Raw genomic sequence first — 12,337 nt, forward strand, 5'->3', positions numbered from 1 at the left:
ATTGGCTGATGTATATATTAGACAGCATTGTTGACAGTCTGCGCTTAGTCCGGGAAAAACGCCCGCTCATTCATCATATGACAAACTATGTCAGCATGAATGACTGTGCCAATGTAACACTGGGGCTTGGCGCCTCGCCGGTTATGGCCGAAGACAGCAGCGAGGCCGGGGAAATGGTTGCTTATGCCGCGGCGCTGGTAATAAATATTGGTATGCTGAATCCGCGCAAGCTGGAAGCAATGCTTATTGCCGGCCAGCAGGCAGCGCACAAGGGGATTCCGATTATTTTTGACCCTGTTGGCGTCGGCGCGACCACGCTGCGCAGGGAGGCGGCTCACAGAATTATTACCGAACTGCCGGTAACGGTCATTCGCGGCAATCAGGCGGAGATCAAAGCGCTGCTCGGTTTAAGCCGCAGCCACCATGGCGTTGACTGTCTGGCAACAGAGGAGGATAACCGGGAAATTGCCCGGCGGCTTTCGGAAAAACTGGCCTGTGTTGTGGCGATAACCGGCAGGACTGATGTAGTTGCCGCCGGCCGCCGTATCTGCCGTATCCATAATGGCCATCCCCTGTTAGCCGGAATCACCGGGACCGGTTGCATGACCGGCTCCCTGATTGCCTGCTGCTGCAGTGTGGCCAATGATCCTTTTTGCGGGGCCGTTGCCGGCCTTGCCGTTATGGGGATCGCCGGCGAGCTGGCGGAACAGAGTCTGGCGGCGGCAGAGGGACCGGGGACTTTCCGGGTGCGGCTGCTTGATGCGATCGCGGCGCTGCAGCCGGAAACGCTGCTGCAGCTGATTAAGCTCAGTTAATCTCGCAATGAGGGGTAGGCGCCTATGCAAACCAGAAAACTAGCGTATACCGGTATTTTTATGGCTGTTGGTGTTCTTTCAGCCCACCTTGTTTATATTCCTGTGGGTATTGCAAAATGTTTTCCAATACAGCATGTCATCAATATATTGCTGGCGGTGCTGCTGGGGACACGGTATTCTGTGAGTGCCGCTTTTGGCATATCACTGTTGCGCAATATGCTGGGAACAGGGTCTTTGCTGGCTTTTCCCGGCAGTATGGCCGGAGCGGCTTTGGCCGGAATCTTATACAAAAAGACCAATAGTATTGGGGGAGCTATCATCGGTGAGCTTATCGGCACCGGGGTTATTGGCGCCTTACTGGCCTATCCTGTTGCTCATTATTTTATTGGTTCCCCAGCAGGGGCCTTCTTCTTCATTGTCCCTTTCCTTATCAGCAGCGCCGGTGGCAGTATGTTAGCCTACGGCCTGCATAAGACCCCTATTCCTGCCTTGCTGCAGGAAAAAATCAAAGCCGGCGGCAGCGGTTCAGCATAAATACATAAGAAATTTTTAGGAAGCCTGTCAACAGGGCTTTCTTTTATTTAATTGTGGAAATACTATAGCGATGACATGCCTGACGGAGGTAAAAAATGGTCAGCTCATTACTTGAGATTGATTTAGATAAAATCAGGTACAATACGGCGCAGGTAAAAAGAATATGCGGCCGGCAGGGCATCAAGGTGCTGGGGGTGACGAAGGGCTTCAGCGCCATTCCCCAAATCGTGGCGGCTATGGTGGCAGGCGGCGTCGATGGTCTTGCCGATGCCAGAATGGAAAACATAATCGAACTAAGAAACTGCGGTTTTGACGAGGAGATTACCCTGCTGCGAATACCGCGGCTCAGCAATGTTGAAAACGTTGTACAATATACCAATGTCAGTGTCAACTCTGAGCTTGCCGTTATCAAGGCCCTGGCGCAGGCGGCGGAAAAGCTGCACTGCCAGCATCAAATCGTACTAATGATTGATGTTGGCGATCTCCGTGAAGGCGTAATGGTCGAGAATGTACTGGCGATGGCGAGGCAGATCTTACGGTTACAGGGGGTCCGGCTCATTGGCATAGGCACTAACATGGGCTGCTTTGGCGGCGTTCTGCCGAGCATGAAGAATTTAGGCTTACTTGTGGAACTGGGAACCAGTATTGAAAGGCAGCTAGGCCTGCAGCTTGAGATTATATCAGGCGGGGGGACCTCAACCTTATCCCTGGTTGAGACCAATACAGTCCCGGCCGGTGTCAATCAGCTGCGAATCGGGGAAGGCATATTATTAGGGACAGACAGTACGAATAACAGAAAGATTCCCTGGCTTTGTGACGATGCTTTCCTGCTGCGGGCCGAGGTGATTGAGTTTAAGGCCAAGCCCTCGGTCCCGATCGGCGATATCGGCCGGGACGCTTTTGGGAACATACCACAGTTTGAAGACGAAGGCATCAGAAAGAGGGCCATTCTGGCTTTGGGAAAACAGGATGTAAATATTGAAGGCATTACACCGCTTGATGAAAACCTGAAAATTCTGGGGGCAAGCAGTGATCATCTTATTGTCGATGCCACCGATGCGACGGAGAAAATCCAGGTGGGCGATGCCATCTGCTTCCGGCTGAATTATTCGGGGATTTTATCAGCCAGTCAATCGAGATACATCGGCAAAAAATTTTACGGAGGCTAATATGATTGAGCTGATTACCACCTTTGACAGGGAAACCATCCGCCGCTTAGTCGAACTGGAAGCAGCTGCTTTTGGAGCCGGCGGGATGAATGAGTGGCAGTTAGTCCCCCTGATCCGGCACGGCCACGTTTATGTCACCCGCAAGGAGGGAAAAGTGATCGGCGCGGTGCAATATATGCGGGACTGGCACAATCCCCAAAAAGCCTACATGATCGGCGTGTCCATCGCCCAGGAACAGCGGGGCCGGGGGGCAGGCACCGGTTTTATTAAAGAGACATTTAATTTATTAGCGGCCGAGGGCATCAAAGAAGTCGAATTGACCGTAGCGCCTGCCAATGCAGCGGCCATCAAGGTGTATGAGGGCAAACTGGGGTTCACGGTTACAGAATTCAGGCGGAACGAATATGGCCCAGGCGAAGACCGGCTGGTAATGAAGCTGCTGCTGAATAATGGCAATTCGTTCGCAGGACATGAAGCTTGACTGTTTTAAGATTTTAGTATATAATAATTTTTGCTCCCTGCGGGAAGCAATTATGAGTAATTTATTGCCGGCGATATAGCCAAGTGGTAAGGCAGAGGCCTGCAAAACCTCTATCCCCTAGTTCGAATCTGGGTGTCGCCTCCAAACAATTTTTCATATGCCTATATGAAAACCTAAGACTACCTGTGGGTAGTCTTTTTTTTGCAATTTGCGGCTTGACAAGCGGGAGACAATAGCATATCATTACATATGAACATATAATCATATATTAAGAGGTGTGCTATGAAAGATTCGGAACGTGATATTTGTGAGCAATACTGTATTCATCCCCAGATCATAGAACGGCTGAAAACAGCTATACTGGACGATAGCACCGTGCTGGATCTGGCGGAGATGTTTAAGATACTGGGTGATCCTACCCGGATTCGAATTTTACATGCCTTATCACAGCAGGAATTATGTGTGTGCGATATTGCGGAAACGCTGGGGATGAACCAGTCGGCCGTTTCTCATCAGCTGCGGACCCTGCGCGGGGCCCGTCTGGTAAAATATCGCAAAGAAGGCAAAGAAGCATGGTATTCACTCGATGATGATCATGTAATCACATTAATGTGTCAGGGCCTTGAGCATATTTCTCATAAACGCTAGGAGGTAGAATAAGATGCATAACCAGGAAGAACAGCATTGCGGCTGCGGCTGCTGCGGTGAAATGGCCGTGACGGCTACTGCCGGGACGCTGGCGCTTGACAAGGCCCAGCTGCTGAATATTACCTTTCAGGTTGACGGCCTTGATTGCGCCGACTGTGCAGCGAAGGTCGAAAAAGCGGTAGGCCGTATGCAGGGGGTTGCTGAGGCGCGGATGAATTTTGCCGCCGCTAACATGAAGGTGAGCTATGACAGCACTGTTATGGGGGCCGAAGAAATTGTGCAGGTGATTACCGGGTTTGGCTATGGGGCCAGAGCCGTCAGTGACGTACCGGGGTCCCGGAAGACTGTTTTTCGTTTAACAGGCCTTGATTGCGCCGACTGTGCAGCCAAACTGGAAAAGCGGGTTGCAGCCCTTGACGGTGTGCAGGCCGTGGCCGTAAATTTCGGTGCCGGCAAAATGACAGTGGAACATACGGTTACTGATCAGGATATTATTGAGACTGTAGAGCAGGCCGGTTATCAGGCGGCACTTGACCAGGCAGCAGGCAGCAAGGCTGCTGCAAAGCAGGTTTGGTGGCAAAAACCGCGAATGCTGGCAACCATTGTGTCCGGTCTGCTGCTGGCCGCCGCCCTTGTCATGGACTGGACCGGGACGGGTGAGCAGCTGCTGATACCTCTTTATGTTCTGACTATGATTATTGGTGGCTATCATGTAGCCAAGAGCGGTTTATACGGCCTGAAAAGTATGACGCTGGACACCAATTTCCTGATGGTCATCGCTGTGGCCGGGGCGGCGGCGATCGGTGAGTGGAGCGAGGGGGCAACGGTAGTTTTTCTCTTTTCCTTTGGCAATGCCCTGCAGGCTTATACGCTGGATAAAACCCGCAGTTCTATCCGGGCGCTGATGGAGCTGGCCCCGCCGGAAGCCCTGATTAGGCGCAATGGCGAAGAGGTGCGCCTGCGGGTCGAGGAAATTGCTGTTGGCGACATCATGCTTGTTAAACCCGGTGAACGGCTGGCGATGGACGGTGTGGTGGCAAATGGCAGTTCCACTGTCAATCAGGCGGCCATTACCGGTGAATCCATGCCTGTGGAAAAACAGGCCGGGGATACGGTGTATGCCGGCACGGTTAATGAACAGGGGGCTCTGGAAATCAGAGTGACTAAACTGGCTGAAGACTCTACCCTGGCCAAAATCATGCATCTCGTGGAGGAAGCCCAGGCGGAAAAAGCGCCAATGCAGCAGTTTGTTGATGTTTTTGCCAAATATTATACCCCGGCCGTCATCGTGGCCGCTGTGGGCCTGACCATTATTCCCCCGCTCGTTTTCAATGCCTCCTTTGACTTATGGTTTTACCGGGCGCTGGTCCTGCTGGTCATTTCCTGTCCGTGCGCGCTGGTCATTTCGACGCCGGTATCCATTGTTTCGGCGATTGGCAATGCCTCGCGCCATGGTGTGCTTATCAAAGGCGGGGCTTATCTGGAACAAATGGGCAAGGTCCGGGCCGTTGCGTTTGACAAGACCGGTACTTTAACCGTTGGCAAGCCAATGGTAACTGATGTGATCCCGCTAACCGGCAGCCTCGATAAACAACAAGTGCTGTCCCTGGCCGCTGCTGTTGAAAAATGGTCGGAGCATCCGCTGGCTGAAGCCATTGTTGCCTGTCACGGCAATCAGGCCTTACCGCCGGTAGCTCATTTCAAGGCCCTTGTTGGCCGGGGGGCACAGGCCGATCTGGATGGTCAGACCGTCTATGTAGGCAATCAAAAGCTGTTTGAGGAATTAGGTTGTTCCCTTGCGGCGCAGGAGAGCAGCTTATCAGCCCTGGAACAGCAGGGAAAAACCGTTATGCTGGTAGGCAACAGCCGAGAATTATATGGTATTGTTGCCGTTGCCGATACCCTGCGCGCTAACAGTCCGCAAGCGGTGGCTGCCATTAAAGCGGCCGGGGTTGAACATGTTTCCATGCTGACCGGTGATAACGGCCGGGTCGCACAGGCTGTTGCCGGCAAACTGGGGCTTGATGCCTTCTACAGTGAACTGTTGCCGGCCGATAAAGCAGCAGCCCTCAAGCAGCTGGCCGGCCAATACGGCCGTGTAGCCATGGTCGGCGACGGCGTAAATGACGCCCCGGCGCTGGCGACTGCCGATGTAGGCATTGCCATGGGGGTTGCCGGTTCGGACACCGCCCTGGAAACAGCCGACATTGCGCTTATGTCCGACGATTTGAGCAAACTGGCCTATGTAATGCAACTCAGCCGGAAAACAGTAGCGATCATCAAGCAGAATATTACTTTCTCGCTGGTCGTGAAACTGCTGTTTGTCGTTGGCACCTTTGCCGGTTTTGCCAATCTCTGGCTGGCTGTGCTGGCCGACACCGGCGCCGCCCTGCTGGTGACCGTGAACGGGATGCGGCTGGCCCGGGAACTCCGGTAGCAATGTCAGATTAATTAGTAAGTAGCGAATCTTTTTACAATAATATATTGCAGTGATCTTCAGAATACGTTATAATTTTAACAAATACCGATCTGAAGGTCGGAACAGTTACTTTTTTTGCCATCTGTAAAAAGCCAAAGCACGGAAGCATATCCACGAAGGGTACGCAGGACGCTGATTGTCGTCCTGCCCCTTCGTGGTTTTGTTTTTTCTGACCAAAAGACCGTCTTGCTGCGCTATTGGCTTTACAGGGAGCTGCCACAGTTTATTTAATTAAATCGGAGGAGAGAACAGGATGCTGGAACAACGGATTGAAACTTACTGGGATGGTCGTGCCGACAGCTATAACGCGCATGTGCAGAAAGAAATGGCCTGCCGGAAGAAACAGGCCTGGGAAGCCTTATTGCGAAAGTACGCCGGCGATCAAGCAAACCTCCGGGTACTGGATGTGGGAACCGGGCCGGGATTTTTTGCGGTTTTGCTGGCCGGGCTTAATTATTCGGTGACCGCGATTGATAAATGCGGGGAGATGCTGAAGCAAGCCCGGAAGAATGCCCTGGCTGACGGCAAAACCATTACGTTTATGAAAGCCGATGCTCATGCCGTCGCGCTGCCTGATGAAAGCCTCGACCTGATTGTGTCCAGAAATGTTACCTGGCTGCTGCCTGATCCGTTAGCGGCTTACCGGGAATGGCACCGGCTGTTGAAACCGGCCGGCAAGGTACTGGTTTTTGATGCCAACTGGCATTTGCACCTGAGCGATCCGGCCCTGGCGCTTGAACAGGAGAAATATCTGCAGCTGGCCATCGCCAAAGGGTATCAGCAGAATACCTCACCGGCCCAGCAGGCAGAAAATGCGGCCATTGCCCGGAAACTGCCCTTAACTTACGAGCGGCGGCCGCTGTGGGATGAACAGGCTTTCCGCCAGTGCGGTTTTACCCAGGTTGAGATTGATGAGAATATCAGCCGCCTGGTCCATGATGAATTAGAACAGCTCTTGTATACAACGACGCCGATGTTTGCTGTTTGTGCCGCCAAATAATACATGCCATTAGCCGTTGGCCCTGCTAAGTCGTTGTATCACAAAAGCAAGCACTGGCGCGGCTGGGAAAGGCAGGGGTTATGCCGTTACATTTCTTTGTCCATCGCGGTATTTCGTTTATTATCTTACTGTTTGGCATTTCTTTGGTCGCTTTTGGATTAATGGCGCTCGTCCCGGGTGATGCTCCGGCCATGATCCTCATTTCCATCGGGGTGGAGGCGCCGCCGGCGGCAGTTGAAGCTCTGCGCGGCCAGCTGCAGCTGCATGATCCGGTCTATGCGCAATACGGCCGCTGGCTGTACCGGGCGCTGCACCTGGACTTAGGTGTATCCTACCGGTCCGGTCTGCCGGTTGTGGAGGAATTAGGCAGCAGGCTGGGGGCTACAGTCCAGCTGACTCTGGCTTCACTGGTTTTTTCCCTGCTATTTGCGGTGCCGTTAGGCCTTCTCTCGGCCCTGTATCCCCAATCAAGGCTTGATTTTATCGGCCGGGTCACTGTGCTGGCCGGTGCTTCCATTCCCAGTTTCTGGCTGGCTTTGCTGCTGGCCTATCTGTTCAGTGTGCGGCTGCAATGGCTGCCAATCGCCGGCTCCGGCAGTTTTGAGGGCCTGATTCTGCCGGCAGCAACCCTGGGGTTTGGCATGGCAGCCGCGTATACCCGGCTGCTCCGGGGCAGTATGATTGATGCTTTGTCCCAGGGGTTTATCCGGGTTGCCAGGGCCAAGGGCCTTAAAGAGCGATGGCTTATCAGCCGGCACGCTCTCCGGTACGCCCTGCTGCCGGTGCTGACCTGGTTTGGCATTAGTGTTGGTCATCTGTTAGGCGGCAGCGTTGTGGTGGAAACGATATTCTCCTGGCCGGGGCTGGGCCGGTTTGCCGTGGAGAGCATTCAGGGGCGGGACTACCCGGTAATACAAGGGTATGTTCTCTTCTCCGCCCTGATTGTTGTTAGCATAAATTTGGTGATTGACTGCATTTATTCCTATCTTGATCCCCGGATCCGGCTGGGAGGTGGCCAGGAGCAGTGACGCTAACTGTCTGGAGGCTGTACTGGCAACGCATAAAAAAAGATAAAGCTGGCCTGGGGGGCTTGATTACCCTCCTGATTTTCGGCATGATTGCACTGGCGGCTCCCTCGTTAGCTTTGCATGACCCTCAGGCCGTACAACTGGGCGACCGGTTGCAGGGGCCTAGCGGGCACTATCCTTTTGGTACTGATCATTTGGGCCGGTGTATTTTTAGCCGGGTGGTGCATGGTTCTCAGGTTTCATTACTGGCAGCAGGCATTGTCCTGACCAGCGTAATTTTAATCAGCCTGCCTGTGGGGATGCTGGCCGGCTATGCCGGGGGCATGGTGGACCAGGTTTTTATGCGGATTGTTGACACGATCCTGGCTTTTCCCATGTTGATTTTAGCTTTGGCGATTGCCGGCTTTCTCGGTTCCGGCCTGACTAATGTCATGCTGGCTCTGGCTGCGGTGTGGTGGGTCAGCTACGCCCGGATTGTCCGCGGCCTGACACTGGCCGTCAAAGAAAAAGAGTTTGTGCTGGCGGCGAAGGCCTCAGGCACCAAAACCCTGCCGATTTTGTACCAGCATATTTTGCCCCATGTTTTCTCAACCGTCATCGTACTGGCTACCCTGGACATGGGCAAGCTGATTATGGCTGTAGCCGGCCTTTCTTTTCTGGGTCTGGGGGCTCAGCCGCCCACACCGGAATGGGGCAGCATGCTGAATGACGGCAGGCCGTATTTTCAGGCAGCACCTCATGTTATGCTGTTTCCCGGCCTGGCGATTGTTGTTGTTGTACTGGCCTGCAATCTTTTTGGTGATGCGCTCAGGGACGCACTTAATCCGCAGGGAACGTCACTTGGTGAAGAACAGGGGAGAGGATAAGCAATGGCACTGATTGTTGAGGACTTACACACCTGCTTTTTTCAGGACAATCAGGTCGTGCAGGCCGTTAACGGGGTGAGCTTTACGGTGCTGCCGGGCAAAACCCTGTGCTTAGTTGGCGAAAGTGGCTGCGGGAAATCGGCGGCTGCCTTGTCGGTACTTGGCCTGATTGAAGCGCCGGGGAAAATCGTAAGCGGCCGGGTCAGCCTGGACGGGCGTGATCTTTTACATATGCCGCAAGGGGAACTGCGGCAGCTACGGGGCCAGGAAATTGCCATTGTTTTTCAGAATTCGCGCTATTCCTTACATCCCTCGCTGACTGTCGGCGTTCAGCTTGTGGAGACCGTTTTGTCCCACCGCGACAGCAGTGCTGCAACTGCCAGGGACATCGCCGTGGACATGCTCCGGCGGGTTCGCCTGCCGGAGGCGAACAAAACTTTTAACCGGTATCCGTTTGAATTAAGCGGTGGTATGCGGCAGCGGGTGATGATTGCCATGGCGCTTTTACTGAAGCCCCGGTATCTGATTGCCGATGAACCGACCTCCTCCCTGGATATCACTACTCAGTCCCATATTCTGGACGAGTTGATGGAGCTAACAGAACAATATGGCGCAGGTATGCTGTTCATTACCCATGATTTGGCCGTCGTTGCCGAAGTTGCCGATGAAGTTGCCGTTATGAACCAGGGGCGGATTGTTGAATATGGTTCCGTTTATGAAGTGTTTCAGAACCCGGTCCAGCCTTATACGCAGCAGCTATTGCGCTCATTTTAGATTTTGGGGGGTGGAGTATGAGCCAGCCATTGTTACAGGTGAAAAACCTGAGAAAGCATTATCAGCTGCGTGGTTCTTTCTTTGCCAGGAAAAAAATCCTGACAGCGGTGGAGAATGTTTCTCTCCAGGTGGGTCATAAGGAAACGCTGGGAATTGTGGGCGAGAGCGGCTGCGGCAAAAGCACTTTGGCCCGTTGCCTTATGGGCCTGGAGAAATGTACCAGCGGCCAAATCCGGTTTAACGGCGTCGAAATGACTACCGCAAAACCACCGCAGCTATGGCAGCTGCGGCGCAAGCTCCAGATCGTGTTTCAGGACCCTTATGCTGCCCTCAATCCCTTCCGGACAATCGGGGCCAGCATCGCCGAGCCGTTGGTAAACTATAGCCTGGGGAACCGTGGACAACAGCAAGACAAGGTGGAGTTTCTGTTAACTGTGGTAGGGCTTAAACCGGAATATAAGACCCGTTATCCGCACCAGTTCAGCGGCGGGCAGTTGCAGCGGATTAATATAGCCCGGGCTTTGGCCGTCAATCCGGCGATGGTGGTGTGCGATGAGGCGGTATCCAATCTGGATGGTATTGTTAAGGGGCAGATTATCGATTTATTTATTCAGCTGCAAGCCGAATTTAACATGTCCTATATTTTTATTACTCATGATTTACATGCCGTGAGGCGGATTGCCGACCGGGTGGCGGTAATGCTGGCAGGCAAGATCGTTGAGATACTGCCGGCCGGCGACCTGGCCGGCGCAATTCACCCGTACAGCCGTTATTTGCTGGCCGCCACTCTTTCCGGTGATCCGGGCCGGCGCCGGCAGCGGGGGCGGGGGAGTCACCTCGGCGAGGCCGGGTATAACCGGTCTGATTCCGGCGGATGCGCCTTGCAGCACCGGTGTCCGGAATTTTGTGAGCAGTGCCGGCTTGAGGAGCCTTTGTTAAAAAAGATTGGTGCTATACATCAGGTTGCCTGTCATGCGATTGGATAAAGGGAGGATGTACTGTGTGTAAGAGATCAGGAATATGTTTATTATTGCTGCTTGTTTTTGTGGCAACGGCGCTGTCCGGCTGCGGCAGCAAGCAGGCAACTGCACCTGCCGGCACAACCCTTAAGGTCGGCTGGGATTTTGAGATGCCGATTGCCGACCCGGTTAAGTCAGGCTATTTTTTTGTGCGGAGCGGTATTATGGAAACCTTGGTTGATGTGGATTTTGACGGTAAGCTTGTGCCCGGACTGGCTGTTGAGTGGCAGTCCGTAGACCCTGTTACCTGGCGGTTTACACTGCGGCCTGACGTAAAGTTTCACGACGGCACGGCGATGACCGGCAAGAGTGTCAAGCTGGCGATCGAGCGTTTTGCTGAAACTGCCAAAACAATTCCGCTGCAGAGTATCGAGCTGGTTTCTGACAATGAACTCCTGATTAAAACCAAGACACCGGTGGTGGCGCTGCCAGCCTATCTGGCTACCCCGGAATCGGCTATCTATGGGGAAAAAGCCCTTGTTGACGGTAAGTTCACCCAGGTAATCGGGACAGGGCCTTATAAGCTGGTGCAGGTGGCGCCTGACAAAAGCATTATCACAGAAGGGTTTGCTGATTACTGGCAAGGCGCTCCCCGGTTTAAGCAGGTTATTAACCGCCATTATCCTGACGCGCAAACCCGTTTTATGGCCCTGCAGGCCGGAGAGATTGATTTTATGCGCAATATTGCCCCGGCTAACGCTAAATCACTGCAGGGCAATGCCGGCTATACGGTTGCCGTTCAGCCTGTGGGCCGGGTCCGGGTTCTCTATTTCAATACCGCGGCCGGCGGTCTGGCCGACCTGAATGTCAGGCAGGCCATCAACTATGCCCTGGACCGGGAAGGCATTATCAACAACGTTCTGGAGGGATATGGCCAACCGGCCACCGGGCTGTTCCCGGCCAATCTGCCCTGGGGCAATCCGGCGATTAAAGGGTACGAGTATTCTGTGGCCAAAGCCAAAAACCTGCTGGATAAAGCCGGGTGGGTGGATAACGGCAGCGGCATCCGGGAAAAGCACGGCCAAAAGCTGGACATTACGCTGATTACTTACAGCAGCCGCCCGGAACTGCCCAGTGTGGCCCAAGTGATTCAGGCCCAGCTGGCGGCAGTCGGCATTAAAGTTAACATTCAGGTTGCCGACATGGGCGGGGTTGAAAAAGCCCTGGTTGAAAAAAAATTTGATTTGGTTCTCGTAGCCCGCGGACTGGCCTTTACCCCGGATCCGTCGATAATCTTTGAGGATTTCCGCTCAACCAGCCAATCAAAATACCGCCCCAACTATGTGAACAAGGAGATGGATGCCTTGCTGGCCGGGGCCCTGACCGAGACCGACCAGGCTAAACGGCAGGCGGCGTATTACCGGGTGCAGGAGATTATTGAACAGGACGTTCCGGCCACCTTTTTGAACTATTATGTCCAGATAGACGCCTATAAGAAAACATTGCAGAATTACCGCATTCATCCGACGGAGGCTCATGTATTGACAGGAGACCTGCAGTTTCAGTAAAGTATACTGGAAGATA

The 12,337-nt window shown here is 53.5% G+C and carries 12 protein-coding genes and 1 tRNA gene; all 13 read left to right on the top strand.

Annotated features, from left to right (window positions below):
* The first annotated feature begins 8 nt into the window (after window positions 1-8).
* The 13 genes from thiM to ACZ481_RS07865 all read left to right on the top strand — a co-directional run bounded on the left by thiM (window position 9) and on the right by ACZ481_RS07865 (window position 12,321).
* A complete protein-coding gene (gene thiM, locus ACZ481_RS07805) occupies window positions 9-815 on the top strand; it encodes a hydroxyethylthiazole kinase (protein ID WP_464769588.1) in 807 nt (268 codons plus the stop codon).
* 24 nt (window positions 816-839) lie between these two features.
* Window positions 840-1,349 carry an energy coupling factor transporter S component ThiW gene (thiW, locus tag ACZ481_RS07810; protein ID WP_464769589.1) on the top strand — a complete coding sequence of 170 codons (510 nt, stop codon included), beginning with the start codon at window positions 840-842 and terminating at the stop codon, window positions 1,347-1,349.
* Between the two features lie 95 nt (window positions 1,350-1,444).
* Window positions 1,445-2,518 (top strand): alanine/ornithine racemase family PLP-dependent enzyme, encoded by a 1,074-nt coding sequence (locus ACZ481_RS07815; protein ID WP_464769590.1) that lies wholly within the window; start codon window positions 1,445-1,447, stop codon window positions 2,516-2,518.
* A gap of 1 nt (window position 2,519) precedes the next feature.
* Window positions 2,520-2,999 (top strand): GNAT family N-acetyltransferase, encoded by a 480-nt coding sequence (locus ACZ481_RS07820; protein ID WP_464769591.1) that lies wholly within the window; start codon window positions 2,520-2,522, stop codon window positions 2,997-2,999.
* Window positions 3,000-3,068: 69 nt separating this feature from the next.
* Window positions 3,069-3,143: transfer RNA gene (locus ACZ481_RS07825), tRNA-Cys, on the top strand.
* Window positions 3,144-3,281: 138 nt separating this feature from the next.
* Window positions 3,282-3,647, top strand: a complete 366-nt coding sequence (locus tag ACZ481_RS07830; protein WP_464769592.1) for an ArsR/SmtB family transcription factor — start codon at window positions 3,282-3,284, stop codon at window positions 3,645-3,647.
* A 13-nt stretch (window positions 3,648-3,660) separates the two neighbouring features.
* Window positions 3,661-6,084: a heavy metal translocating P-type ATPase gene (locus ACZ481_RS07835; RefSeq protein WP_464769593.1), complete on the top strand. Its 2,424-nt coding sequence runs from the start codon at window positions 3,661-3,663 to the stop codon at window positions 6,082-6,084.
* Between the two features lie 295 nt (window positions 6,085-6,379).
* On the top strand, window positions 6,380-7,126 hold the full coding sequence (locus ACZ481_RS07840) for a class I SAM-dependent methyltransferase (RefSeq protein WP_464769594.1): 747 nt from the start codon (window positions 6,380-6,382) through the stop codon (window positions 7,124-7,126).
* An 80-nt stretch (window positions 7,127-7,206) separates the two neighbouring features.
* Window positions 7,207-8,154, top strand: a complete 948-nt coding sequence (gene nikB / locus ACZ481_RS07845; RefSeq protein WP_464769595.1) for a nickel ABC transporter permease — start codon at window positions 7,207-7,209, stop codon at window positions 8,152-8,154.
* Window positions 8,151-9,020 (top strand): nickel transporter permease, encoded by an 870-nt coding sequence (gene nikC, locus ACZ481_RS07850; protein ID WP_464769596.1) that lies wholly within the window; start codon window positions 8,151-8,153, stop codon window positions 9,018-9,020. The genes nikB and nikC overlap by 4 nt, the downstream gene beginning before the upstream one ends.
* A gap of 3 nt (window positions 9,021-9,023) precedes the next feature.
* On the top strand, window positions 9,024-9,794 hold the full coding sequence (locus tag ACZ481_RS07855) for an ABC transporter ATP-binding protein (RefSeq protein ID WP_464769597.1): 771 nt from the start codon (window positions 9,024-9,026) through the stop codon (window positions 9,792-9,794).
* A gap of 17 nt (window positions 9,795-9,811) precedes the next feature.
* Window positions 9,812-10,780, top strand: a complete 969-nt coding sequence (locus tag ACZ481_RS07860) for an ATP-binding cassette domain-containing protein (RefSeq protein WP_464769598.1) — start codon at window positions 9,812-9,814, stop codon at window positions 10,778-10,780.
* Between the two features lie 14 nt (window positions 10,781-10,794).
* Window positions 10,795-12,321 carry an ABC transporter substrate-binding protein gene (locus ACZ481_RS07865; protein WP_464769599.1) on the top strand — a complete coding sequence of 509 codons (1,527 nt, stop codon included), beginning with the start codon at window positions 10,795-10,797 and terminating at the stop codon, window positions 12,319-12,321.
* Window positions 12,322-12,337 lie beyond the last annotated feature (16 nt).

Source organism: Sporomusa intestinalis, assembly GCF_055383785.1.

Bases quoted from the DNA above. Each gene is read 5' to 3' on its own strand.
- thiM (WP_464769588.1), top strand. From the start codon at position 9: ATGTATATATTAGACAGCATTGTTGACAGTCTGCGCTTAGTCCGGGAA.
- thiW (WP_464769589.1), top strand. From the start codon at position 840: ATGCAAACCAGAAAACTAGCGTATACCGGTATTTTTATGGCTGTTGGT.
- ACZ481_RS07815 (WP_464769590.1), top strand. From the start codon at position 1,445: ATGGTCAGCTCATTACTTGAGATTGATTTAGATAAAATCAGGTACAAT.
- ACZ481_RS07820 (WP_464769591.1), top strand. From the start codon at position 2,520: ATGATTGAGCTGATTACCACCTTTGACAGGGAAACCATCCGCCGCTTA.
- ACZ481_RS07830 (WP_464769592.1), top strand. From the start codon at position 3,282: ATGAAAGATTCGGAACGTGATATTTGTGAGCAATACTGTATTCATCCC.
- ACZ481_RS07835 (WP_464769593.1), top strand. From the start codon at position 3,661: ATGCATAACCAGGAAGAACAGCATTGCGGCTGCGGCTGCTGCGGTGAA.
- ACZ481_RS07840 (WP_464769594.1), top strand. From the start codon at position 6,380: ATGCTGGAACAACGGATTGAAACTTACTGGGATGGTCGTGCCGACAGC.
- nikB (WP_464769595.1), top strand. From the start codon at position 7,207: ATGCCGTTACATTTCTTTGTCCATCGCGGTATTTCGTTTATTATCTTA.
- ACZ481_RS07855 (WP_464769597.1), top strand. From the start codon at position 9,024: ATGGCACTGATTGTTGAGGACTTACACACCTGCTTTTTTCAGGACAAT.
- ACZ481_RS07860 (WP_464769598.1), top strand. From the start codon at position 9,812: ATGAGCCAGCCATTGTTACAGGTGAAAAACCTGAGAAAGCATTATCAG.